The following is a 22,244-nucleotide window of genomic DNA, read 5'->3' as shown; positions in this document are numbered from 1 at the left end:
ACGCGCAGGTCGGAGGCGGTTTCCGACCGTACTGCCGGAGTCGTCCCCGTACACACCGATCGACGTGTGCGGGGACGACTCGCGTCCACCGGCCGTAGAACCAGGTCGTCCGTTTTTTCCATTGACGCGCGCAGGACAAGGAACCAAGATCATCTCCGGCCTCCGCGGAAGGCCGTCAGACGTTCCTTCTCCCGGAGGTATCACCCTCAGATGAAGCGCATGATCGCGAAGATGGCGGGAGTCTCCGCCGCCGCGATGACCATGGCCCTGGTCCCGCTCGCCGGCACCTCGTACGCCGCCGGCTGCTCCGGCGCCGGCTGCGACAACCTCGGCCCCGTCTCGCAGGCCTGCGACAAGGACGCCGTCACCAAGGCGTCCGTCTCCGACGGCATCGACAAGGCCGAGCTGCGCTGGTCGGCCGCGTGTCAGGCCGCCTGGGTCCGCGTCACCGACCCCTACGGCCCCGACAACTGGTGGGACCACTACGGCTACATCGAGAAGCACAACGGCTACGCCGGCCCGCTCGTCCGCAGTCTCTCGGTGACGATCCCGGACCCGGGTTCGGACTGGTCCAACATGCTCGGCGGCAGCGGCTACTACTACCGCGTGTGCCTCAAGGACAGCGGCACCGGCGCCGTCGACTGCAGCCCCTACTGGTAGACCCTGCCCCCCGCGTCCGCATGAACGAGGCCACAGCCCCCACCGGGCTGTGGCCTCTTCGCGTGCGACCGCCCTGCTTACGGGAGGAAGCGCAGCGCCCAGTCGGCGCGGTTGGCGACGGACAGGTCGTCGTCCTCCGTCATCGGCTGGAGGAGACGGCGGGCCGCCTTCGGGTCCGCCTGGACCAGCTCGACGATCTCGGTGGCCAGGCCGTCCTGGTCGTCCCCGAGGTCGACGGCGGAGGCACGGATCAGGGCCGGGAGGACGTCCGGGCCGCCGAGGGCGGCGAGGACGCCGCCGAGGAGCTCCCGCGCGTAGAAGTTCCGCTCGGCGATGACGCGGTCCAGCTCCGCCTGGAGGCGCGGCAGGAGACCGGCGTCGCCCGAGGCCGCGATCTCGTCGGCGAGGTCGATCGTCTCGTCCACGTCGGCGTCCAGATCGTCCAGCATCTCGGTCAGCCGGGTCAGTAGGTCGGTCATGGTGCCTCCTGGAATGCGCCCTCCACGAGGACGGGAACGACTGCCGAGGTGTCGATCTCGGCGGCCACGGCCACGTCCTGCGGAAAGCCGTACTCGTACAGTTCACGGCCCGAGTCGCAGCCGTGCAAGACGGCGACCGGGTCCTCGGTCGCGTCCCACAGCGTGGCCGCCGCGGTCGCCTCCGGGGTCAGGGTGTGCGTCCGCACGAAAGCGGAGAGCACCGCTCCCGCGCCCAGCAGGTCCTCCAGGGCCGGGCGCAGCGAGCCGTCGGGCCACCGCTCGCCCGAGGCGATGACGGCGAGCGGGCGGTCCGCCGTGCCGTAGCCCCGGTCGGCGAGCCGGCGGGCGACGGCCGAGTGGTTGCGCAGGGAGGCGGCGACGACGCGCGCGCCGCCCGAGGCGGCCTCGGCCGCGATGGTGGAGCCGTTCGGGGACGGCAGGACCAGGCGCGGCGGCCTCGGGGCCGCGCGCAGGGCGGCCGGGGAGAGCGTCCAGGGGTGCGCCGGGGTGGCCTCGCTCCGGCCGACGGCGAGGACGGCGTCCTTCTCCCGCGCGTACGCGGCGGCCGTGGCGTCCCTCCAGCGGTACGGGAGGACGGCGGTGCCGCCCTCGACGGCGACGCCGACGGCCGTGGTGAAGGACAGCACGTCGACCACGACCACGCAGGCGGCCGCCGGGGCGAGGGCCCGCGCCTCGACGGGCCCCCAGCCGAAGGAGACCGTCACCGCGGACCGCGTACGGACGCGTCCGTGCTCACAGCTCGGTCACCTTGCCGTCGGCGACCTCGATGCGGCGGGTGGTGCGGACCGCGTCGAGCATGCGCCGGTCGTGGGTGACGAGCAGCAGCGTGCCGGTGTACGAGTCGAGGGCGGACTCCAGCTGCTCGATGGCCGGCAGGTCCAGGTGGTTGGTCGGCTCGTCGAGGACGAGGAGGTTCACGCCCCGGCCCTGGAGCAGGGCGAGCGCGGCGCGCGTCCGCTCGCCCGGGGAGAGCGTGGTGGCGGGCCGCAGCACGTGGACGGCCTTCAGGCCGAACTTGGCGAGCAGCGTGCGGACCTCGGCGGGCTCGGTGTCGGGCACGGCCGCGCAGAACGCCTCCAGGAGCGTCTCCGTGCCGTGGAACAGCTTCCGGGCCTGGTCGACCTCGCCGACGACGACGCCCGAGCCGAGGACCGCGTCGCCGGAGTCCAGCGGGAGACGGCCGAGGAGGGCGGCGAGCAGGGTCGACTTCCCGGCGCCGTTGGCCCCGGTGACGGCGACCCGGTCGGCCCAGTCGATCTGGAGGGTGACGGGGCCGAAGGAGAAGTCGCCGCGGCGCACCTCGGCCTCGCGCAGGGTCGCGACGACCGAGCCCGAGCGGGGCGCGGCGGCGATCTCCATGCGCAGCTCCCACTCCTTGCGGGGCTCCTCGACGACGTCGAGGCGCTCGATCATGCGCTGGGTCTGCCGGGCCTTCGCGGCCTGCTTCTCGCTGGCCTCGCTGCGGGCGTTGCGGCCAAGCTTGTCGCTGTCGGTGGCCTTGCGGCGGGCGTTCTTGACGCCCTGCGTCATCCAGGACCGCTGCATGTGGCCGCGCGCCTCCAGGGCGGCCTTCTTGCCGGCGTACTCCTCGTACTCCTCGCGCGCGTGCCGCCGGGCGGTGTCCCGCTCCTCCAGGTACGCCTCGTAACCGCCGCCGTACAGGGTGATCTGCTGCTGGGCGAGGTCGAGTTCGAGGACCTTGGTGACGGTGCGGGTGAGGAACTCGCGGTCGTGGCTGACGACGACCGTACCGGCGCGCAGCCCCTTCACGAAGGCCTCCAGGCGCTCCAGGCCTTCGAGGTCGAGGTCGTTGGTGGGCTCGTCGAGCAGGAAGACGTCGTAGCGGGAGAGGAGCAGCGAGGCGAGGCCTGCACGGGCGGCCTGGCCGCCGGAGAGGGCGGTCATCGGCTGGTCGAGGCCGACGGTGAGGCCGAGGGAGTCGGCGACCTCCTCGGCGCGCTCGTCGAGGTCGGCGCCGCCGAGGTTCAGCCAGCGTTCCAGGGTGGTCGCGTACGCGTCGTCGGCGCCGGGCGTGCCGTCGACGAGCCCCTGGGTGGCCTCGTCCATGGCGGCCTGGGCGGCGGCGACGCCGGTGCGGCGGGCGAGGAACTCCCGCACGGTCTCCCCCGCGCGCCGCTCGGGCTCCTGCGGGAGGTGGCCGACGGCGGCGGTCGGCGGGGAGAGCCGCAGCTCGCCCTCCTCCGGGGTGTCGAGCCCGGCGAGCAGCCGCAGCAGGGTCGACTTGCCGGCGCCGTTGACGCCGACGAGGCCGATGACGTCGCCGGGGGCGACGACGAGGTCGAGCCCGGCGAAGAGGGTGCGTTCGCCGTGGCCGGCGGCGAGGTCCTTGGCGACGAGGGTTGCAGTCATCAGGGAACGAATCCTAGGCGACGCGGCGACACGCCGAGGATTCGAGGAGCCGGAGCAGTACGGAGCGGTAGCTCGCGCCGTGGAAGCGGTACGGGCCGACGCCGGGGTAGCCCTCGCGTACGAGGTCGACGGCGGGGCCGGTCTGCCAGGCGAAGTCGCGCCAGACGACGTCCCCGCCCTCGCGTGCGACGACGGCGGTGACCGCGCCGCAGCCGGGGTCCTCGCAGTCGGGGCAGGAGTGGATCACCTGGCGGGTGCCGTCGGCGAGGAGCAGGCGGTGGGCGTGCTCGGGGCGGACGGTGGGCGGGAGGTCCGCCGCGAGGGGCGAGACGGTGTCGTGTCCGTCGGTCTCGTCGAGCCGGTGGAGCAGCGGCCTGCCGTCGACGAGGAAGTCGTGGTGGGGGCGGTCGCCGCCGGACGGGGCGGCGGGGACGAGGTCGAGGGTCGTGTACGGAACCGGCATGACTCCAGTGTTTCCGCCTTCCGTGGCCGCACCGTCCCGGAAATGTCATGGTCCCGGTACGGTCCCGGGCATGAAGAACGACGTGATCGTGGTGGGGGGCGGGGTCGTCGGCCTGGCGACGGCGACGCGGCTGGCGGAGCGCGGGCGTCGGGTACGGATCTGGTCCCGGGACGACCCGCAGGCGACGACCTCGGCGGTGGCGGGCGCCCTGTGGTGGCCGTACCGGATCGAACCGGCTGCCGAGGTCGGCGCCTGGGCGCTGAACTCCCTGCGGGTGTACGAGGAGCTGGCCGTCGATCCGGAGCGGACCGGGGTCGCGTTCGTGGCCGGGGTCCACGCGGACACGGCCCTCGACGGTCTCGGCCCGTGGGCCAAGGAGGTCGAGGGGCTGCGGCAGTTGCCGCCGGAGGAGGTTCCGGGGCCGTACCGCACGGGGCTCGCGGCGCGCCTGCCGCTGATCGACATGCCGGTCCATCTGACCTTCCTGCGGAGCCGTTTCGAGTCCATGGGCGGGATCTTCGAGCGGCACGGGATAAGCGACTTCGAGGAGGCGACGACGCAGGCGCGGGTGGTGGTCGACTGCACGGGGCTCGCGGCGCGGGAGCTCGTACCGGATCCCGGGCTGCGGCCGGTGCGGGGGCAGTTGGTCCTGGTGGAGAACCCGGGGATCGAGGAGTGGTTCACGGCGGCGGACGAGTCGGCGGGCGAGACCACGTACTACTTCCCGCACGAGGACCGGCTGGTGCTCGGCGGGACGGCGGAGGAGGGCGACGAGCGGCTCGCGCCGGATCCGGAGACGGCGGCGGCGATCGTGGCGCGGTGCGCGCGGGTGCGGCCGGAGATCGCGGGCGCCCGGGTCCTCGGCCATCGGGTGGGCCTGCGGCCCGCGCGGGCCGGCGGGGTGCGGATCGAGGCGGTGACGCCGCCGGGCGGCGGACGGCTCGTCCACAACTACGGGCACGGCGGCGCGGGGGTGACGGTCGCCTGGGGCTGTGCGGATGCGGCGGCGGAGCTGGCGACGGCGATGCTCTGACGACCGCGGGGCAGGACCGGGACGCCTGCGGGGCGGTTGCCGTCCTTTCGGATGGCAACCGCCCCGCGCGACGTACCGCTTCCTACTTCCAGAGCGGCGGCCTGCTGTTGTTGTCCGCGTCGGCGCACTGCTTGGCCCGGTGCTCCAGGGCGTCGGCATGGGCGAGGGCCTTGCGGGCCTCGGCCGGGGCACCGTCCCTCTTGAGTCGGGCGGCGCGGTCGCGCTCCTTGCGGGCGTCCGCCCGCAGCTTGGTGACGTTGCAGGTGACGGTCTTGGCGGCGGCCGGCTCGGCGGTCGCCGTCTGTCCGAGCAGCACGCCCCCGGCGAGCAGCGTCGTGGCGAGCAGGGCCGTCAGGGTACGGCGTGCGGGCTTGGTGTGGCGCATGGTGGTTCTCCAACTCCAGGGCTTCGTGGGCCCGTTCGAGGCATGGTCAGTACCAGCAGGTAACTTTACCTCGGCAAACATCGGAATCACGCCGCGCCGGACCGGGGGCACCCGATCGTCAACACTCCTCCACAGGACTCCCACTGACGAGGTGATAGGTCGCCCGCGCGTCCAGGAGCAGCGGGACGAGGGCGCGCTGGGACTGGCGCAGCGGCACGAAGACACCCGCGCCCTCCGCCCTCACGGTCACGCCGTGCAGGGCGAGTTCGTCGCCCACCTCGGCGTACTGAGCGGCGTCCAGGCGGTAGCCGCAGGGCGGGTCGATGAGGATCTCCGCCGGCTCGGCCGGATCGTTGTCGGCGCCGCCGAGGTAGACCGGACCCCGGTCGGCGAGGCCGGCGCCGCGGGCGAGGGCGGTGGCCGCCGTGAGCGGCCCGCGCCGCTCGTCGAGGTAGGCGAAGGCCCCCTTCAGGGCGGCGTGCTGGGTGGCGACGCGACGCCGGTGGTTGAGGGCCGGGTCGTCCTTCTCGGCCTGGTCGAAGGCGTTCACACGGGTCTCGACGAGCAGTCCGACGGAGTGCTTGATGCCGGCCGTGTTGCGCAGGATCCGCTCCTGGCCGTCACCGGCGACCTGCTTGACCGGCTCCCCCGTGAGCGGGTCGGTCCAGATGCCGTAGATGCCGCTGCTGTACCCGGCGAGCCCGGCGGCGGGCCGGACGTAGGACTCCGAGAGCCTCCGGGACTCGTCGTGGACGTGCGGGTCGGCGTCGAGGCTGCGGGGCCAGAGGGCGAGCAGGTCCTTGTCGTAGTAGCGGGGGGTGGCGCCGTACTCGTGGAGGTCGTAGACGAGTGCGGGCTTCCGGTCGCGGATGACGGCGGCGATCGCGCGCGCCTCGGCGGTCCGCAGGGCGAGGTGGTCGCGGTTGACGTCGACGCCGTCGCCGTTGCCGCGGGTGTCGGCCTCCCGGCCGTCGGGGTTCGCGGTGGGGACGACGAGGAGGGTGGTGCGGGCGAGGAAGCGCAGGGTCTCCTTGTCCCGGGCGTACGCGAGGTCGCGCACCGTGCTCAGACAGGCCTCCCGGCCGGCCGGCTCGTCGCCGTGCTGGCTGCAGACGAGCAGGACGGTCGTGCTGCCCGCGCCGAGGGTGGCGAGCCGCAGCGGGCGGCCCTGACCGGTGACGCCGATCTCGCGCAGCGCCACCCGGTCGCTCCCCCGCTGGACGGCCGCGAGGAACTCCCCCTCCTCGGCCTCGGTGGTCCACCGGGCGCCCCGGCTCTCCTCGAAGCCGGTGCGCGGGAGGGCCTGCGCGGGCGCGCTGTCCGCCGCCTTGGCGGGGACGGTGACGAGCGGCAGGGCGAGGGCGGCGGCGCCCACCACGAGGGCGAGCGCCCGCCGGGAACTCCGCTGACGGGCAAGGGGGTTCATCGGTCCTCCCCGGGCAGGCGCGGTCCGGTGACGGCGGCCGGCGGGACGGGGCCGGTCAGGGACGGGACATGGGTGGGCGGGGGCAGGGCCGGGGCCGGTCCCGTCGTCGCCCGGTCGAACGCCCCGGCGCCCCCGACGAGGGGCAGCTTCGCCCAAGTGCGGGCGAGGTCGAGGGTGAGGGTCGGGGTGGTCGACGGAGAGTCGAGGAGGTCCTTGTCGGTGCCTCCGACGATCAGGGCGAGCCGGTGGCCGGCCGGGACGACGTGGTCGGTCGGGGCGAGGTTCAGGGTCAGGGTGTACGCCCTGCCGGGGATCAGCGGGTGCTCCTCGCGCGGGTCGGCCCAGGTGCCGAGGTCGGCCCAGCCCCGGCTGACGACGTTGTACGTGACGTCCGTCGTGCGGGCGGCGGTCTCCTTGAAGCAGGCGCTGTCGCCCGCCGTGCTCGCGCCCCAGCAGCTGCGGTCGGTGAGGGTGGTGATGCCCTCGCCGGCGGCCCCGTAGTCCCGGATCGTGTCGGGTCCGAGGTCGACGAGGACGGCGGAGAGGTGCGCGGTGGAGGTGGTGGGGGTCGCGGTGACCGTCACCTTCGAGGAGCCGGAGATCCGCAGGTCCCGGGAGAGCGGGCGGGTGACGAACCCGGCCTTCTCAGGGGTGGCGTCGTCGATCCGGGCCGCCCAGTCCAGCTCGCCCAGGGCCGGGTCGTCGGTGAAGGTCGCGGTGGAGCCGGGGGCGGCGGAGGCGCGGCCGAGGACACCGGGTCCTGCGGCGGCTCCGGGGGCGGGGCGCAGGGTGGTGGTCGCGGTGGCGCGCGCCGGCCACTGCCGGTCGGTGGTCCAGACGTCCGGGGCGCGCTCGACGTCGGCGACGGGCTCGCGGTCGACGCCGTTGTCGTAGCCGAGGAGGTAGTGGTCGAACCAGCGGTGCAGGGTGCGGACCCAGTCGGCGCGCCGGAAGTCGAAGGGGTCGACGTGGCCGGTCTGGGAGAGCCAGATCTTCCGCTCGACGCCGTGGGCGGCGAGCGCGTCCCACCACTGGCCGAAGTGACCGGCGCGGACGTTGAGGTCCTGCTGCCCGTGGACGACGAAGACGCTGGCCCTGACCTTGCCGGCGTCCTTCACGTAGTCGCGCTCGGTCCAGGCCGGGGTCCAGTCGCCGCTGTAAGGGGTGCTCGCGGTGATCCGGTCCTGGACGGCGCCGCAGCGGCCCTGTGCCTCGGGGCTGTTCACGTACTCGGAGAGCCAGCTCGGGTTGGAGTTGTAGAGCGGGGCGCCCTGCGAGTGGTAGTAGTCGTACCAGGAGGAGATGGCGGCGATCGGAACGATCGTTTTCAGCCCTTCGACGCCGGTGGCGGCGACGCCGTTGGCGATGGTGCCGTCCCAGCTCTTGCCGATCATGCCGACGTTCCCGGTGGACCAGCCGGTGGCGCGGGCCGGGGTCGCGCCGGTGCGGGAGGTGTAGCCGCGGGCGCGGCCGTTCAGCCAGTCGACGACGGCCTTCGCGGACTGGACGTCGGAGCGGCCGCCGACGTCGTCGCAGCCGTCGGAGCGGTTGGTGCCGGCGAGGTCGACGGCGACGAAGGCGTAGCCGCGCGGGACGAAGTAGTTGTCGTAGAAGAGCGGGAGCTGGACGGGGTTCCCGTCGGCGTCGTAGGTCTTCTTCTGACTCTCGTTGCCGCGTCCGCAGCAGGCGTAGTACGGGCTGGCGTCCATGATGACCGGGATCTTCCGGCCGGCCGCCGCGGGCTCGCGGGGGCGCACGATGTCGACGGCGACCCGGTCGGTGCGTCCGTCGCCGTCGCCGTCGAGGCCGGTGTCCACCCAGACGGACTCGCGGACGGCGTCAGCGTACGAGTGGACCGGGCGGGACTCGCGCGCGAAGGGCGCGGCGGGCGAGGCCGGTTCCGGCTGGGCGCCGGCGGGGGTGACGAGGCTTGCGAACAGGGCGGCCGTGGCCGCGGACACGAGGGTTCCGTACGTCAGTCGGGCTCCGCGGGTTCTCCGCTTTCGCATCGGCATGCGCCGGAACGTACCCCGGTCAACTCCCGCGCAAAAGAGTGCTGGAGGCATTCGGGTGCGATTCGGGTGGCGGACGGTACATGTCGGCCGAATGGCGATCGTGTGACAGGGGGTCCTCTGGACGTGACGGTGCGTCGGGGGCTGAATAAGGTCCGAACTAAGGACCGACGACCACCCGTGCGTCTTACGTTTCTTATGACTTGGGGAGCACCTGTGCACCGCAGACTCATCGTTCCGAGCGCCCTCGCGGCCTCCCTGCTGCTGGCGATCCCGGCATCGGCCGCCTCCTTCACCCCGGGCGCCCCGGGCATCGGCGACTCCTACTACCCCGCCAGCGGCAACGGCGGCTACGACGTCTCGCACTACGACCTGCGCCTGAAGTACCAGCCGACGACGGACCTCCTGGAGGGCACGGCGACGATCCTCGCCACCGCCAAGCAGGACCTGTCCCGCTTCAACCTGGACCTCGGTCTGAAGGTCAGTGAGATCCGGGTGAACGGCCGCCTGGCGAAGTTCACCACCTCGGGCGACCACGAGCTGGAGGTCACCCCGGCGAGCCCGCTGGCGAAGAACACGCCGGTCACGGTCGTCGTCCGCTACGCGGGCAAGCCCTCCGAGTTCAAGATCGACGGCTGGTCGGCCTGGGCCCGCACCCCGGACGGCGGTGTCGCCGCGCAGGAGCCGGACTCGGCCGTCTGGTGGTTCCCGTCCAACGACCACCCGCTGGACAAGGCCACCTTCGACGTGTCGGTCCTGGTGCCGGACGGCGTCCAGGCCATCAGCAACGGCGTGCTGCAGTCGCAGTCCTCGCGGCTCGGCTGGACCCGGTTCAACTGGCGCTCCAACAAGCCGCAGGCGACGTACCTGGCGACGCTCGCCGTCGGCAAGTTCGACATCACGACGGACAAGACGGCGAACGGGCTGCCCGTCCTCAACGCGTACAGCAAGGACCTCGGCGACAACGCGGGCTCGGCGCGCGCCTCGATCGAGCGCACGACCGAGGTGGCGGAGTGGCTGGAGTCGGTCTTCGGGCCGTACCCCTTCAACTCCCTCGGCGGCTACGTGCCCAATGTGACCAGCGGTTTCGCCCTGGAGACGCAGACCCGCCCGTTCTACAGCCCGCGGCAGTTCGCCAACGGCGCGAACGTGTCGGTGGTCGTCCACGAGCTGGCGCACCAGTGGTACGGCGACAGCGTGTCCGTCAAGGACTGGAAGGACATCTGGGTCAACGAGGGCTTCGCCCGCTACAGCCAGTGGCTGTGGTCGGAGAAGGAGGGCGAGGGCACGGCCCAGGAACTGGCGGACTACGCGTACGCCACGCGGGCGGCCGACGACCCGTTCTGGACGGTGAAGCCGGGTGACCCGGGCGCCGACAACCAGTTCCACATCGCCGTCTACGACCGGGGCGCGCTGGCGCTCCAGGCGCTGCGCAACGAGGTGGGCGACGAGACGTTCTTCGCGATCCTGAAGGGCTGGCCGCAGGAGAACGCCTACGGCAACGCGCACGTCTCGGACTTCGTGACGTACGCGGAGCGGGTCTCCGGCAAGCCGCTGGCCGGCCTCTTCGACACCTGGCTGTACCAGCCGTCGAAGCCGGCCGCCTCCGCGGCGACCGCGGCCGGTCTGTCCGCGCCCGCCGCGGCACCGTCGGGCCGTACCGCCGCGAAGCCGGCGAAGCCCGCGCAGCCGAAGTCGTGGAAGAAGATCGCGGAGACGAACACGATCCACGAGAACGAGGCGCCCGGGCACTGATCCGGCACGCGTGCCCCCCGTCCACCCCCGTGTGGGCAATCGTCCCGCTGGGGCGGGACGGGTGGGCACACGGGACGGCGCCCATAGCGGCGCCTCCGCGTCCCGCGCCTGGACCCGCACCACCAGGGCGCCGTCACCTTCGGTGCGGGTTCAAGCTCGGGAGCCTCTGGCGCCGGCAAGGGCGCCGTCCGTTGTGCCCACCCGTCCCGCCCCGCGGGACGATTGCCCACAACGGGGGCGGGGGCACTGCCCCGGCGGGCGCGGCCCACAACGGGGTGGGCGCCGTCCGGGTGGGTGGGCACCGCCCCGGCGGATCGCAGGCCCACAACGGGCGGGGGCGCGGGCCCTACTGCTTGGCGCGGCGGGCGGTCTCGCGGGCCTTCCTGGCCAGGGGGAGGTAGCGCAGGCGCTCGGGGAGGGCGGGGACCACGGCCCGGACGGTCCGGGCGAAGCGGCGCAGGGCGCGCTCCTGCGCGTCCGTCCACTCCAGGCCGATGGCCTCCCGGGCGTCCGGCGGCATCAGGCCGACGGTGAGGAAGGCGCGCAGCCGCAGGAAGGGGCGGCGCAGGACGGGCCAGAGGAGGCGGAGGGCGAGCCGGAGCGGCAGCGGACCCCGGTCCGGGGCGGGCAGCGGCAGGTCGGTGTCGAGCAGCTCCCGTACGACGGTGGTGGCCTCGATCTCCTCGGCGAGGACCTTCCGGTAGTACGGCCAGAACGCCTCGATCGTCTGCGGCATGTCCCGGTCGTGGATGCCGAGGATCCGGCCGACCTGGAGCCACTCGGCGTACAGCTGCCGTTCCTGCGCCTCGGTGAGGGGGCGGGCGAGGAGGCGGAGCCCGTGCTGATAGATGGGGAAGCCGGTCGCGTGCACCCAGGAGTAGTAGGCCGGGGTGAGGGCGTGGTAGCGGCGGCCGTGGGCGTCGGTGCCCTGGATCGTCTTGTGCAGCTCCCGGAGGCGGCGGCCTTCCCGCGCGGCCTCCTCGCCGCCGTAGATCCACAGCTGGAGCGAGCGCAGGGAGCGCTCGCCGCGGCCCCAGGGGTCGGTGCGGAAGACGGAGTGGTCGTCGACGCCGGCGCCGATCGCGGGGTGGGCGACCTGCAGGGTGAGGGCGGCGGGCAGCATCAGGAGCGCCCGGACGTCCCCCGCGACGCTCCACAGCACTCCGCCGACGGGCGGCGGCAGGGGCTCGTGACCGGCCGGGGCCCGGTCGAGCGGCTTCACACGGTCCATGGCCATGGCCTTCTCCTCATGTGTCCAGGCTGCCACGCACGACGAAGGGGCCGTCGCCGGGGTGCTGCGACCCGGGCGACGGCCCCTTGCAAGAAGTACGAGGTCAGGCGCGGTCGGCGCCGACCGGCTCGCCGACGATGCGGGCGGCGAGGGCGTGGGCCCAGGCGTCGACGTCGGCGGTGAGCTCGCGCTCGGCGGCGGCGCGCTCCTCGGCGATCTTGGCGTGACCGGCGGCGAGGATCGCGTCGCGCTCGGCCTGGCCCTCGGCGCGGGCGGCGGCGATGGCGGCCGAGCCCTCCTCGGTGGCGGCGGAGCGGATGCGGGCGGCCTCGTGGCGGGCCTCGGCGAGCTCCGCCTCGTACTGCTCGCGGATCGCGGTGGCCTCGGAGCGCAGGTCGTCGGCGCGCTCGGTGCCGCCCTCGATGGCGTCGTCGCGCTCGTCGAGGGTGCGCTTGATCTTGGGAAGGATGCCCTTCGCCAGGATGAGGAAGGTGAGCCCGAACAGCACCGCGCCGAGGATGAGCTCGGCCCAGACGGGGTTGAGCGGACCGAGGTCGGTCTTGAAGACAGTGGAGTTCGCGAGGGTCATGCGCGCATTCTACCTGCTCCAAAACACGACAAATCAGACACCGGAACGAGAGTTGGCGTGATCTTGCGAGCTCGGCCAGATTCCCGGCATCCAAAGGCTACCGGAAGGTAACCCTGGCTGATTGTATGTGCGGCGCCAGCCCAACCCCCCACGTACTCACGGGAGTTCACGTGTCGTTCGCCGCGCTCCGCCGCGCCCCCGGCGCCGCCCTTTCGCTCGCGCTCGCCGCCGCCACCCTGGTGACGGCCGCCCCGGCCGCGTCCGCCGCCACCACCGCCGAGGCCCCGCGCCTGAAGGTGCTGACGTACAACACGTTCCTGATGTCCAAGACTCTGTACCCGAACTGGGGCCAGGACCACCGGGCCAAGGCGATCCCCGCCGCCCCCTTCTTCCAGGGGCAGGACGTCGTCGTGCTCCAGGAGGCCTTCGACAACTCCGCCTCGGACGCCCTCAAGGCGAACGCGGCCGCGCAGTACCCGTACCAGACCCCCGTCGTGGGCCGCAGCAAGACCGGCTGGGACGCCACCGGCGGGTCCTACTCCTCGACCACGCCCGAGGACGGCGGGGTGACGATCCTCAGCAAGTGGCCGATCGTCCGCAAGGAGCAGTACGTCTACAAGGACGCCTGCGGCGCCGACTGGTACGCGAACAAGGGCTTCGCCTACGTCGTCCTGAACGTGAACGGCAGCCTCGTCCACGTCCTCGGCACGCACGCGAACTCGACCGACCCGGGCTGCTCGGCGGGCGAGGCCGCGCAGAAGCGCAGCCTCCAGTTCAAGGCGATCGACGCGTTCCTCGACGCCAAGAACATCCCGGCGAACGAGCAGGTCATCGTCGCCGGTGACATGAACGTCGACTCGCACACCCCCGAGTACGGCACGATGCTCGCCGACGCGGGTCTGGTGGGGGCCGACGCCCGCACCGGCCACCCGTACTCCTTCGACACCCAGCTGAACTCGATCGCGAACTACCGCTACCCGACCGACCCGCGCGAGGACCTCGACTACGTCCTCTACCGGTCCGGGAACGCCCGGCCCGCCGGCTGGACCAACAACGTGGTCCTGGAGCAGAGCGCGCCGTGGACGGTCTCCAGCTGGGGCACGTCGTACACCTACACCAACCTCTCCGACCACTACCCCGTCACCGCGTACTGACCGGACCGCCCCCTCAGTAGGGGTACGTACCGAAGACGCCGTAGAGCCAGACACCGAGCACCGCGGCGACGCAGAGCAGGACGAACCAGGAACCCGGGCTGGTGTGCCGCTCCCTGCGGGGGCGGCGGCCGGGGCGGGCGGCACGAGCCGCCCGCCCCGGCCTTTCCCGCTTCTCCGGCCTGCCCGCCCGGGAGGGTCCCGACCCCGGTCCGGGCTCGGCGGCCGCGGCGACGTCGGCGAGCAGCCGGCGGCAGACGGCGGCGAGCTCCGCCGTCCCGGCCGTCAGGTCGACGACCACCTCCGTACGGGCCGGGGCGGTCGTCCCCCCGTCCAGGATCCGCCCGGCCCGCAGCAGGGCCCGGTCCTTGCCCCCGGTCGGGGCGAGACTGATCCAGCGGCGCACGTGCTCGCCCCGGATCACCACCCCGCCGCCCCGCTCCCGGTAGACGGTGTGCTCCCGCCACAGGATTCCGGCCAACTCCTCGGCCGTCTCCCTGAGTTGCACGTACATCTCTCTCCCCTGTGTTCCTGTGCCCCCGATGCGAACAGCCGTCGACTCTAGCCCGCCCGGCCGAACACCCTTACGACACCCCGCCCCCGCGCCCGTCATCCGCCGAAGTCGTACACGGTGACCGGTATCCCCCGCGCCGTCAGCCGCTCCCGGACCAAGGGCTCCACTCGGCCCCAGGTGCCCCCGGCGAGTCCGCAGCCGATCCGGGGCATGTGGACCGAGGCCCCCAGCTCGACGGCCTTGTCCGCCAGCAGGCCGAGAGCCGTGTCGATCGCCTCGTACCGCACGGGGACCCCACTGCTCCGGCCGGTGCGGATGCCCCGCTGACCCACCAGGTTCGCCACCCAGAGGTACGGCGAGACCTGCACGAACTGGGCCGCGCCGAGCCCGAAGTCGTTCCCCGCCCGCTCCCGGTGCCAGCGGCGGAAGGCCGCCTCGGGCTCCGGCCAGCGGCGCGAGACGGCGAGCACGAAGCCCTTGCCCCAGCCGCCCAGGTCGTTGCAGACGTGGGCGATGATCCGGACGCCCTTCCCCCGGGGTGCGGTGGCGTCCCCGCGTACGTATTCGATCACGGTCATGCGGTCACCGTACGAGGCGGCACCGACAGTTGGGCATGTCAACTGAGGTTGACATGCCTCCAGATGTCAACCTACATTGACAGCATGACCGATGCGACCGATCTCGCCGCACGGGCCGGCGACCGCGACCCCCGGGTCGGGCTGCGGGCCGTCTCCGCCCTGCGGCGCCTCCTTGAACAGCTGGAGGCCGTCCAGGTGCGCAGCGCGCGCAACCAGGGATGGTCGTGGCAGGAGATCGCGACCGAGCTGGGTGTCAGCCGGCAGGCCGTCCACAAGAAGTACGGGAGGCAGTGATGTTCGAACGGTTCACGAAGGCGGCGCGCGCCACGGTGAAGGAGGCGGCCGCGCACGCGGAGCGGGACGGCGCGGCCGTCGTCACCCCGGAGCACCTCCTCCTGGCCCTGCTCGACCGCGAGGACACCCGCGCGGCGGCGGTGCTCGGGCGGCTGTGCCCGCCGGAGCGCCGCCCGTCCCTGCTCGCCGCGCTCTCCGACGCGCGGCGCCGGGCCGGACTGTCCCGGGCGGACGCGGAGGCCCTGGCCGACCTCGGCATCGACGTCGGCGCGATCGTCGAGCGCGTCGAGGAGACCCACGGCGCGGGCGCGCTGGCCGGTGACCGCAAGGACGCCGGGTGGTGGTCGGGCCGCCTCACCTTCTCCCGCGAGGCGAAGACCGTCCTGGAGAAGTCGCTCCGCGTGGCCGTGGCCCGCAAGGACCGCGAGATCGGCGACGAGCACCTCCTCCTGGCCCTCACCGTCCTCGGCGGCGTCGTCGCGGAGGCGCTGGCCGACCACGGCGTCACCTTCGCCTCCGTCGACACGGGCCTGTCCTCCCCCACGCCCCTCTGATCCCCGGCCCGCCGGACGCCCGGCGGGCCGCCGACCGGTGGGACGAGCCCTTCAGGGGCTTTTACAGTCGTGGTGAGACAGCAATACTGTTGAACATGGAGCAGCTGAGCGACGTGCAGGAGCCCGTCTACACCGTGGACGAGCTGGCCGCGCGGGCCGGGGTCACGGTGCGGACCGTGCGGTTCTACGGGACCCGGGGGCTGCTGCCGCCGCCCGTCATCGGCGCCCGCCGGGTGGGGCGCTACGGGCAGGGCCATCTGTCGCGGCTCGCGCTGATCGAGGAGCTCCAGCGGCAGGGCATGACGCTGGCGGCGATCGAGCGGTATCTGGAGCAGCTGCCGGACGACCTCAGCGCACAGGATCTGGCCGTCCACCGGGCCCTGGTGGCCTCGTGGGCTCCCGAGTCAGCCGAGACGATCACCCGGCGCGATCTCGAGCGGCGTGCCGGGCGGGAGCTGACCGAGCGGGACGTGGACCGGCTGGCCGCGATGGGCGTGCTCGACCGGACCGAGGAAGCCGACACGTACCGGCTCGACGGGGCGCTGCTGCGGCTCGGGGTCGAGCTGCTCGACGTGCCCATCGAGCACGAGACGATCCTCGCCTCCCGGACCGTGCTCCTGGAGCACGCGCGCGCGGCCGCCCAGGAGCTCTCCCGGCTCTTCCGGGACGAGGTGTGGAGTCCGTACCGGGAGAGCGGGGAGGACCCGGACCACCTGAGCGCGATGAAGTCGCTCTCGGCGCACATGCAGCCGATGGTGGTCCAGGCCCTCCTCACCGCTTTTCAGCGCTCGCTGAGCGAGGAGCTGAGGACCGCTTTCAGGAGTCGGTGAAGGTCTCGCCGCGCTCGGCCTTCTCCACCAGGAGGGCCGGCGGGGCGAACCGCTCGCCGTACGTCTCCGCCAGTTCCCGGGTGCGCGCCACGAAGCCGGGCAGCCCTCCCTCGTAGCCGTTGACGTACTGGAGGATGCCGCCGGTCCAGGCCGGGAAGCCGATGCCCATGATGGAGCCGATGTTGGCGTCGGCGACCGAGGTCAGGACGCCCTCCTCCAGGAGCCGGACGGTGTCAAGGGCCTCGGAGAACAGCATCCGCTCCTGCATGTCGCGGAACGGGATCTCGTACCCCGGCTTGGTGAAGTGCTCGCGCAGGCCCGGCCACAGCTTGCCGCGCTTGCCGTCCTCGCCGTACTCGTAGAAGCCCGCGCCGCCGCTGCGGCCGGGGCGGCCGAACTCGTCGACCATGCGGTCGATGACGGCCTCGCCCGGGTGGGTGACCCAGGTGCCGCCCTCCTCCTCGACCGCCTTCTTCGTCTCGTTGCGGATCTTGCGCGGCAGCGTGAGGGTCAGCTCGTCCATGAGGGAGAGGACCTTCGCCGGGTAGCCGGCCTGGGCGGCGGCCTGCTCGATCGAGGCGGGCTCGATGCCCTCGCCGACCATGGCGACGCCCTCGTTGATGAAGTGGCCGATCACCCGCGAGGTGAAGAAGCCGCGCGAGTCGTTGACGACGATCGGCGTCTTGTTGATCTGGCGGACCAGGTCGAAGGCGCGGGCCAGGGCCTCGTCGCCGGTGCGCTCGCCCTTGATGATCTCGACGAGCGGCATCTTGTCGACGGGCGAGAAGAAGTGCAGGCCGATGAAGTCGGTCTGGCGCTCGACGCCCTCGGCGAGGACCGAGATCGGGAGGGTGGAGGTGTTGGAGCAGAGCAGGGCGTCAGGGGCGACGACGTGCTGGATCTCCTGGAAGACCTTGTGCTTGAGCGCCGTGTCCTCGAAGACCGCCTCGATGACCGCGTCGCAGCCGGCCAGGTCCGCCACCTCGGCGGTGGGCGTGATGCGGGCGAGGAGGGCGTCGGCCTTCTCCTGCGTGGTGCGGCCCCGGGAGACGGCCTTGGCGCAGAGCTTCTCGGAGTACGCCTTGCCCTTCGCGGCCGACTCGGCGGAGACGTCCTTGAGGACGACCTCGATGCCGGCGCGGGCGCAGGAGTACGCGATGCCGGCGCCCATCATGCCCGCGCCGAGCACGGCGACCTTGCGGACCTGACGCTTCTCCACGTCCTTCGGGCGGCTCGCGCCCGAGTTCACCGCCTGGAGGTCGAAGAAGAACGCCTGGATCATGTTCTTCGCGGTCTGGCCGATGACCAGCTCGGTGAAGTAGCGGGACTCGATGGTGATCGCGGTCTCGAAGTCGACCTGGGAGCCCTCGACGGCGGCGGCCATGATGGCCTTCGGGGCCGGGTAGGGCGCGCCGTTCAGCTGCTTGCGCAGGTTGGCCGGGAAGGCCGGCAGGTTCGCGGCGAACTTCGGGTTCGACGGGGTGCCGCCGGGGATGCGGTGGCCGGGGACGTCCCAGGGCTGGTGGGACTCCGGGTGCGCGTCGATGAAGGCGATGGCCTTGGCCATCATCTCCTCGGGGGTGGCGGCGATCTCGTGGACGAGGCCGTTGTCCAGGGCGCGCTTCGGGGCGTACTGGGTGCCCTGGAGCAGCACCTTGAGGAGGGCGTCGGTGATGCCCATGAGGCGTACGGTGCGGGCGACGCCGCCACCGCCCGGCAGCAGGCCGAGGGTGACCTCGGGCAGGCCGATCTTGGAGCCGGGGGCGTCGAGGGCGACGCGGTGGTGGGAGGCGAGCGCGATCTCGTAGCCGCCGCCGAGCGCGGCGCCGTTGATGGCGGCGACGACGGGCTTGCCGAGGGTCTCGATGCGGCGCAGCGCGTTCTTGATCTCGATGGCGCTGTCGAAGATGTCCTGGGCGTGCTCGGGGCCCGCCTTGATCATGTCCTTGAGGTCGCCGCCCGCGAAGAAGGTCTTCTTCGCGGAGGTGTAGATGATGCCGCGGATGGAGTCCTTCTCGGCCTCCACGCGGTCGGCGATCGCCTTGATCGAGGCCCGGAAGGCCTGGTTCATGGTGTTGGCGGACTGGTTGGGGTCGTCGAGGACGAGGGTGACGATCCCGGTCTCGTCCTGCTCCCAGCGGATGGTGGTGCTCTCGGTCATCGGGTTCTCTCCGTAAGGGTTCGGACGGGACGGTCAGACGCGCTCGACGACGGTGGCGATGCCCATGCCGCCGCCCACGCAGAGGGTGGCGAGGCCGTAGCGCTTGTCCTGGCGCTCCAGCTCGTCGACGAGGGTGCCGAGGATCATGCCGCCGGTGGCGCCGAGCGGGTGGCCGAGCGCGATGGCGCCGCCGTTGACGTTGACCTTGTCCAGGGAGAGGCCCATGTCCTTGACGAAGCGGAGGACGACGGCCGCGAAGGCCTCGTTGATCTCGACGAGGTCGATGTCGTCGATGGTGAGGCCGGCCTTGGCGAGGGCCTTGCGGGTGGCCGGGGCCGGGCCGGTGAGCATGATGGTCGGCTCGGAACCGGAGACGGCGGCCGAGACGATCCGGGCGCGCGGCGTGAGCCCGTACCGCTCGCCGACCTCCTTGGAGCCGACGGCCAGGAGCGAGGCGCCGTCGACGATGCCGGAGGAGTTGCCGGCGTGGTGGACGTGGTCGATCTCCTCGACCCAGTGGTACTTCTGCAGGGCGACCGCGTCGAAGCCGCCGAGTTCGCCGATGTCGGCGAAGGAGGGCTTGAGGCGGGCGAGGGTGTCGGCGGTGGTGCCGGGGCGGATGAACTCGTCGTGGTCGAGGACGGTGAGCCCGGCGCGGTCCTTGACGGGGACGATCGAGCGGGCGAAGCGGCCGTCCTTGACGGCGGCGGCGGCGCGCTCCTGGGAGAGGGCGGCGTACTCGTCGACGTCGCGGCGGGAGAAGCCCTCGATGGTGGCGATGAGGTCGGCGCCGATGCCCTGGGGGACGAAGTTGGTCTCCAGGTTGGTCATCGGGTCGGCGAACCAGGCGCCGCCGTCGGAGGCCATCGGGACGCGGGACATGGACTCGACGCCGCCGGCGAGGACGAGGTCCTCCCAGCCGGAGCGGACCTTCATCGCGGCCATGTTGACCGCTTCGAGGCCGGAGGCGCAGAAGCGGTTCTCCTGGACGCCGGCGACGGTGTCGGGCAGGCCGGCGGCGATGGCGGCGATCCGGGCGATGTCGGAGCCCTGGTCGCCGACCGGGCCGACGACGCCGAGGACGATGTCGTCGATGGCGGCCGGGTCGAGCCCGGGGTTGCGGGCCTGGATCTCCCGGATGAGGCCGACGACCAGGTCGATGGGCTTGGTGCCGTGCAGGGAGCCGTTGGCCTTGCCGCGTCCGCGCGGGGTGCGGATCGCGTCGTACACGTACGCTTCGGTGCTCACGGGAAGCCTTTCGCGGTGAGGGTTCTTCGAGGGGTGCGGGACGGGGTCAGCCGAGGAGGGAGCGGCCGATGATCTCCTTCATGATCTCCGTCGTACCGCCGTAGATGGTCTGGATCCGGCCGTCGGTAAAGGCGCGGGCGACCGGGAATTCGCTCATGTAGCCGTATCCGCCGTGCAGTTGCAGGCACCGGTCGGCGACGCGCTTCTGGAGCTCGGTCGCCCACCACTTGGCCATGGAGGCGTTGACGGGGTCGAGCCCGAGGCCGGTCGGGGCGCCCTCCTCGACGTGCTGTGCGATACATCGGTCCACGAAGGTGCGGGTGACGGCGCACTCGGTGGCCATCTCCGCGATCTCGAAGCGCACGTGCTGGAGCTTGGCGAGCGGCCGGCCGAAGGCCTCGCGCTCCTTCACGTAGCGGGTGGTGAGCTCCAGGAGGTGCTCGGCGCCGGCGATGCCCGCGACGGCGATGGCGAGGCGCTCCTGGGCGAGGTTGGTCATGAGGTGGACGAAGGCGCCGTTGAGCTCGCCGAGCAGGTTCTCCTTGGGGACGCGGACGTCCTTGAAGAACAGTTCGGCGGTGTCCTGGGACTTCTGGCCGATCTTGTCGAGGTTCCGGCCGCGCTCGAAGCCCTCCATGCCGCGCTCGACGACGAGGAGGGAGAGGCCGTGGGCGCCGCCCTCGGGCGTCGTCTTCGCGACGACGATCACCAGGTCGGCGAGGATGCCGTTGGAGATGAAGGTCTTGGAGCCGTTGAGGATCCAGTGGTCGCCGCGGTCCTCGGCGGTGGTGCGGATGCCCTGGAGGTCGGAACCGGCGCCGGGCTCGGTCATCGCGATGGCGGTGACGATCTCGCCGGAGCAGAAGCCGGGCAGCCAGCGGCGGCGCTGCTCGTCGGTGGCGAGCTTGGTGAGGTAGGGGCCGATGATGTCGTTGTGCAGGCCGATGGCGAGTCCGGGGGCGGCCGCCTTGGTGAACTCCTCGGCGAGGACGGAGGCGTACCGGAAGTCGGGGTTGCCGCCGCCGCCGTGCTCCTCCTCGACGGCGAGGCCGAGGAGGCCCTGCCGGCCGGCGGCGAGCCAGGCCTCGCGGGAGACGATGCCGTCCTTCTCCCACTGCTCGTAGTGGGGCAGCACCTCCTTCTCCAGGAAGGTGCGCACGACTGCGCGGAAGGCCTCGTGGTCCTCGGTGTAGAGCTGACGCTTCATGCTTCGGGCTCCTGAGTTTTCAGGGTGGGTACGGCCCAGTCGCGGGCGACCTCGGCGGTGTCGGCACCGGGCAGGGCGGGGCCCGTGCGGAGGGTGCCGGGGGTGACGGAGAAGCGGGGCGCGGGGGCGGGCTGGGCGATCCCGTCCCGCTCGGTGAAGGTGGCGCGGGCGGCCAGGTGCGGGTGGCCGGGTGCCTCGCGGAGGGAGAGCACGGGGGCGACGCAGGCGTCGCTGCCGTCGAAGACGGCGGTCCACTCCTCGCGGGTACGGCTCCGGAAGCGGTCGGCGACGGCCTTGCGCAGCTCGGGCCAGCGGGCGAAGTCACGGCGGGCTGGGGCGACCTCCTCGACGCCGAGGAGGCGGACGAACTCCGCGTAGAACTGCTCCTCCAGGGCGCCGACCGCCATGTGGCCGCCGTCGGAGGTCTCGTACACGCCGTAGAACGGGCAGCCGCCGTCGAGCAGGTTGACGCCCCGGCGGTCCTGCCAGCCGCCGGCCGCGAGCATGCCGTGGATCATGGTGGTGAGGTGCGCGGTGCCGTCGACGATGGCGGCGTCGACGACCTGGCCCTCGCCGTGCGTCCGGGCGTGCTGGAGGGCGGCGAGGACGCCGATGACGAGGTAGAGGGAGCCGCCCGCGTAGTCGCCGACGAGGTTGGCGGGGATGGTGGGCGGGCCGTCCGGGTCGGGGCCGATCATGCCGAGGGCGCCGGTGATCGCGATGTACCCGATGTCGTGTCCGGCGGTCGGGGCGAGCGGTCCGTCCTGGCCCCAACCGGTCATCCGGCCGTAGACGAGGCGCGGGTTGCGGGCGAGGCAGGCCTCGGGGCCGACGCCGAGGCGTTCGGCGACGCCGGGCCGGTAGCCCTCGACGAGGATGTCGGCCCGCTCGACGAGGTCGAGCACGGTGGCGGGGCCGTCCTCGGCCTTGAGGTCGACGAGGACGGAGCGCTTGTTGCGGTTGGTGAGGTCGCGGGCGGGGTCGATGCCGAGGCCGGCGCCGCCGGGGCGGTCGACGCGGACGACGTCGGCGCCGAGGTCGGCGAGGAGCATGGCGGCGAAGGGGCCGGGGCCGATCCCGGCGAGTTCGACCACGCGCACCCCCGTGAGGGGGCCGTTGCGGGCGGTGTGCGTCGTGCTCATCGAGCCCCCAGGAGTGTGTGACACCAATGATGTAACACCGGAGATGCTAGGAACGTGTTCCACTCGGCACAAGCCCCCAAGCCGAGCAAGCGCTTGGAAATTCCGGAGGCCGGGGCACGGGCGGGGGCCTGCCCGGGGTCC

Annotated in this window: 22 protein-coding genes; 7 read left to right on the top strand and 15 right to left on the bottom strand. The window is 72.6% G+C overall.

Annotation, left to right across the window (positions count from 1 at the left end; genetic code table 11):
- Positions 1-210 precede the first annotated feature (210 nt).
- A complete protein-coding gene (locus SVTN_RS31510; protein WP_041132145.1) occupies positions 211-660 on the top strand; it encodes a DUF2690 domain-containing protein in 450 nt (149 codons plus the stop codon).
- Between the two features lie 77 nt (positions 661-737).
- On the opposite strand, the gene SVTN_RS31505 is transcribed toward SVTN_RS31510, so the two are convergent.
- Genes SVTN_RS31505 through SVTN_RS31490 form a run of 4 tightly spaced genes read right to left on the bottom strand, consistent with a single transcriptional unit; the run spans position 738 to position 3,993 of the window.
- Positions 738-1,139, bottom strand: a complete 402-nt coding sequence (locus tag SVTN_RS31505) for a hypothetical protein (protein ID WP_041132144.1) — start codon at positions 1,137-1,139, stop codon at positions 738-740.
- A complete protein-coding gene (locus tag SVTN_RS31500; protein ID WP_041132143.1) occupies positions 1,136-1,864 on the bottom strand; it encodes a 2-phosphosulfolactate phosphatase in 729 nt (242 codons plus the stop codon). The genes SVTN_RS31505 and SVTN_RS31500 overlap by 4 nt, the downstream gene beginning before the upstream one ends.
- Positions 1,865-1,892: 28 nt before the next feature.
- Positions 1,893-3,530 carry an ABC-F family ATP-binding cassette domain-containing protein gene (locus SVTN_RS31495; RefSeq protein ID WP_041134429.1) on the bottom strand — a complete coding sequence of 546 codons (1,638 nt, stop codon included), beginning with the start codon at positions 3,528-3,530 and terminating at the stop codon, positions 1,893-1,895.
- Between the two features lie 13 nt (positions 3,531-3,543).
- Entirely contained in the window at positions 3,544-3,993 is a 450-nt protein-coding gene (locus SVTN_RS31490; RefSeq protein WP_052499398.1) for a hypothetical protein, read from the bottom strand.
- Positions 3,994-4,063: 70 nt separating this feature from the next.
- Here SVTN_RS31490 and SVTN_RS31485 point away from each other — a divergent pair, with 70 nt between their 5' ends.
- Positions 4,064-5,026 (top strand): FAD-dependent oxidoreductase, encoded by a 963-nt coding sequence (locus tag SVTN_RS31485; RefSeq protein ID WP_041132142.1) that lies wholly within the window; start codon positions 4,064-4,066, stop codon positions 5,024-5,026.
- 82 nt (positions 5,027-5,108) lie between these two features.
- On the opposite strand, the gene SVTN_RS31480 is transcribed toward SVTN_RS31485, so the two are convergent.
- From SVTN_RS31480 to SVTN_RS31470, 3 genes are all read right to left on the bottom strand, one after another.
- On the bottom strand, positions 5,109-5,411 hold the full coding sequence (locus SVTN_RS31480; protein WP_041132141.1) for a hypothetical protein: 303 nt from the start codon (positions 5,409-5,411) through the stop codon (positions 5,109-5,111).
- Positions 5,412-5,529: 118 nt separating this feature from the next.
- Positions 5,530-6,837 carry a M14 family metallopeptidase gene (locus tag SVTN_RS31475; protein ID WP_041132140.1) on the bottom strand — a complete coding sequence of 436 codons (1,308 nt, stop codon included), beginning with the start codon at positions 6,835-6,837 and terminating at the stop codon, positions 5,530-5,532.
- On the bottom strand, positions 6,834-8,852 hold the full coding sequence (locus tag SVTN_RS31470; RefSeq protein ID WP_078908575.1) for a Xaa-Pro dipeptidyl-peptidase: 2,019 nt from the start codon (positions 8,850-8,852) through the stop codon (positions 6,834-6,836). Before SVTN_RS31470 ends, SVTN_RS31475 begins: the two co-directional genes overlap by 4 nt.
- Positions 8,853-9,065: 213 nt before the next feature.
- Between SVTN_RS31470 and SVTN_RS31465 the strand changes: the two genes are divergently transcribed.
- Entirely contained in the window at positions 9,066-10,604 is a 1,539-nt protein-coding gene (locus tag SVTN_RS31465; RefSeq protein WP_041132139.1) for a M1 family metallopeptidase, read from the top strand.
- Positions 10,605-10,950: 346 nt separating this feature from the next.
- Here the strand turns inward: SVTN_RS31465 and SVTN_RS31460 are convergent, their stop codons facing one another.
- A complete protein-coding gene (locus tag SVTN_RS31460) occupies positions 10,951-11,841 on the bottom strand; it encodes an oxygenase MpaB family protein (protein ID WP_245727698.1) in 891 nt (296 codons plus the stop codon).
- Positions 11,842-11,938: 97 nt separating this feature from the next.
- Positions 11,939-12,424 (bottom strand): F0F1 ATP synthase subunit B family protein, encoded by a 486-nt coding sequence (locus SVTN_RS31455; RefSeq protein WP_041132138.1) that lies wholly within the window; start codon positions 12,422-12,424, stop codon positions 11,939-11,941.
- 125 nt (positions 12,425-12,549) lie between these two features.
- On the opposite strand from SVTN_RS31455, the gene sph reads away from it, so the two are divergent.
- Positions 12,550-13,578 (top strand): sphingomyelin phosphodiesterase, encoded by a 1,029-nt coding sequence (gene sph / locus SVTN_RS31450; RefSeq protein ID WP_078908573.1) that lies wholly within the window; start codon positions 12,550-12,552, stop codon positions 13,576-13,578.
- Positions 13,579-13,591: 13 nt separating this feature from the next.
- Here the strand turns inward: sph and SVTN_RS31445 are convergent, their stop codons facing one another.
- Together SVTN_RS31445 and SVTN_RS31440 are read right to left on the bottom strand one after the other, a co-directional pair.
- The gene (locus tag SVTN_RS31445) at positions 13,592-14,089 is read right to left on the bottom strand and encodes a hypothetical protein (protein WP_041132136.1); all 498 of its coding nucleotides are present in this window, start codon (positions 14,087-14,089) and stop codon (positions 13,592-13,594) included.
- 95 nt (positions 14,090-14,184) lie between these two features.
- Positions 14,185-14,667 (bottom strand): macro domain-containing protein, encoded by a 483-nt coding sequence (locus tag SVTN_RS31440; protein ID WP_041132135.1) that lies wholly within the window; start codon positions 14,665-14,667, stop codon positions 14,185-14,187.
- A gap of 84 nt (positions 14,668-14,751) precedes the next feature.
- On the opposite strand from SVTN_RS31440, the gene SVTN_RS31435 reads away from it, so the two are divergent.
- The 3 genes from SVTN_RS31435 (at position 14,752) to SVTN_RS31425 (ending at position 16,345) form a co-directional block, all read left to right on the top strand.
- Positions 14,752-14,961: a helix-turn-helix domain-containing protein gene (locus SVTN_RS31435; RefSeq protein ID WP_030315760.1), complete on the top strand. Its 210-nt coding sequence runs from the start codon at positions 14,752-14,754 to the stop codon at positions 14,959-14,961.
- The gene (locus tag SVTN_RS31430) at positions 14,961-15,515 is read left to right on the top strand and encodes a Clp protease N-terminal domain-containing protein (protein WP_041132134.1); all 555 of its coding nucleotides are present in this window, start codon (positions 14,961-14,963) and stop codon (positions 15,513-15,515) included. Before SVTN_RS31435 ends, SVTN_RS31430 begins: the two co-directional genes overlap by 1 nt.
- A 95-nt stretch (positions 15,516-15,610) precedes the next feature.
- A complete protein-coding gene (locus SVTN_RS31425; RefSeq protein WP_041132133.1) occupies positions 15,611-16,345 on the top strand; it encodes a MerR family transcriptional regulator in 735 nt (244 codons plus the stop codon).
- Here SVTN_RS31425 and SVTN_RS31420 read toward each other — a convergent pair.
- The 4 genes from SVTN_RS31420 to SVTN_RS31405 are packed head-to-tail and all read right to left on the bottom strand — an operon-like array spanning position 16,332 to position 22,103.
- Positions 16,332-18,506 carry a 3-hydroxyacyl-CoA dehydrogenase NAD-binding domain-containing protein gene (locus tag SVTN_RS31420; RefSeq protein ID WP_041132132.1) on the bottom strand — a complete coding sequence of 725 codons (2,175 nt, stop codon included), beginning with the start codon at positions 18,504-18,506 and terminating at the stop codon, positions 16,332-16,334. The genes SVTN_RS31425 and SVTN_RS31420 overlap by 14 nt on opposite strands.
- Before the next feature lie 33 nt (positions 18,507-18,539).
- Entirely contained in the window at positions 18,540-19,754 is a 1,215-nt protein-coding gene (locus SVTN_RS31415) for an acetyl-CoA C-acetyltransferase (RefSeq protein WP_041132131.1), read from the bottom strand.
- Between the two features lie 46 nt (positions 19,755-19,800).
- Entirely contained in the window at positions 19,801-20,961 is a 1,161-nt protein-coding gene (locus tag SVTN_RS31410) for an acyl-CoA dehydrogenase family protein (protein WP_041132130.1), read from the bottom strand.
- On the bottom strand, positions 20,958-22,103 hold the full coding sequence (locus tag SVTN_RS31405; protein WP_041132129.1) for a CaiB/BaiF CoA transferase family protein: 1,146 nt from the start codon (positions 22,101-22,103) through the stop codon (positions 20,958-20,960). Before SVTN_RS31405 ends, SVTN_RS31410 begins: the two co-directional genes overlap by 4 nt.
- Positions 22,104-22,244: the final 141 nt, after the last annotated feature.

Source organism: Streptomyces vietnamensis, assembly GCF_000830005.1.
GTDB lineage: Bacteria > Actinomycetota > Actinomycetes > Streptomycetales > Streptomycetaceae > Streptomyces > Streptomyces vietnamensis.
This window is presented reverse-complemented; position numbering and strand designations above follow the sequence as displayed.

What these genes read in the sequence shown, in the direction of transcription:
- SVTN_RS31480 (WP_041132141.1), bottom strand. Translation starts at nt 5,411, where the DNA reads ATGCGCCACACCAAGCCCGCACGCCGTACCCTGACGGCCCTGCTCGCC.
- SVTN_RS31420 (WP_041132132.1), bottom strand. Translation starts at nt 18,506, where the DNA reads ATGACCGAGAGCACCACCATCCGCTGGGAGCAGGACGAGACCGGGATC.
- SVTN_RS31425 (WP_041132133.1), top strand. Translation starts at nt 15,611, where the DNA reads ATGGAGCAGCTGAGCGACGTGCAGGAGCCCGTCTACACCGTGGACGAG.
- SVTN_RS31470 (WP_078908575.1), bottom strand. Translation starts at nt 8,852, where the DNA reads ATGCCGATGCGAAAGCGGAGAACCCGCGGAGCCCGACTGACGTACGGA.
- SVTN_RS31430 (WP_041132134.1), top strand. Translation starts at nt 14,961, where the DNA reads ATGTTCGAACGGTTCACGAAGGCGGCGCGCGCCACGGTGAAGGAGGCG.
- SVTN_RS31440 (WP_041132135.1), bottom strand. Translation starts at nt 14,667, where the DNA reads ATGACCGTGATCGAATACGTACGCGGGGACGCCACCGCACCCCGGGGG.
- SVTN_RS31505 (WP_041132144.1), bottom strand. Translation starts at nt 1,139, where the DNA reads ATGACCGACCTACTGACCCGGCTGACCGAGATGCTGGACGATCTGGAC.
- SVTN_RS31435 (WP_030315760.1), top strand. Translation starts at nt 14,752, where the DNA reads ATGACCGATGCGACCGATCTCGCCGCACGGGCCGGCGACCGCGACCCC.
- sph (WP_078908573.1), top strand. Translation starts at nt 12,550, where the DNA reads ATGTGCGGCGCCAGCCCAACCCCCCACGTACTCACGGGAGTTCACGTG.
- SVTN_RS31410 (WP_041132130.1), bottom strand. Translation starts at nt 20,961, where the DNA reads ATGAAGCGTCAGCTCTACACCGAGGACCACGAGGCCTTCCGCGCAGTC.
- SVTN_RS31405 (WP_041132129.1), bottom strand. Translation starts at nt 22,103, where the DNA reads ATGAGCACGACGCACACCGCCCGCAACGGCCCCCTCACGGGGGTGCGC.
- SVTN_RS31460 (WP_245727698.1), bottom strand. Translation starts at nt 11,841, where the DNA reads ATGGCCATGGACCGTGTGAAGCCGCTCGACCGGGCCCCGGCCGGTCAC.
- SVTN_RS31490 (WP_052499398.1), bottom strand. Translation starts at nt 3,993, where the DNA reads ATGCCGGTTCCGTACACGACCCTCGACCTCGTCCCCGCCGCCCCGTCC.
- SVTN_RS31485 (WP_041132142.1), top strand. Translation starts at nt 4,064, where the DNA reads ATGAAGAACGACGTGATCGTGGTGGGGGGCGGGGTCGTCGGCCTGGCG.
- SVTN_RS31455 (WP_041132138.1), bottom strand. Translation starts at nt 12,424, where the DNA reads ATGACCCTCGCGAACTCCACTGTCTTCAAGACCGACCTCGGTCCGCTC.
- SVTN_RS31445 (WP_041132136.1), bottom strand. Translation starts at nt 14,089, where the DNA reads ATGTACGTGCAACTCAGGGAGACGGCCGAGGAGTTGGCCGGAATCCTG.
- SVTN_RS31510 (WP_041132145.1), top strand. Translation starts at nt 211, where the DNA reads ATGAAGCGCATGATCGCGAAGATGGCGGGAGTCTCCGCCGCCGCGATG.
- SVTN_RS31495 (WP_041134429.1), bottom strand. Translation starts at nt 3,530, where the DNA reads ATGACTGCAACCCTCGTCGCCAAGGACCTCGCCGCCGGCCACGGCGAA.
- SVTN_RS31475 (WP_041132140.1), bottom strand. Translation starts at nt 6,837, where the DNA reads ATGAACCCCCTTGCCCGTCAGCGGAGTTCCCGGCGGGCGCTCGCCCTC.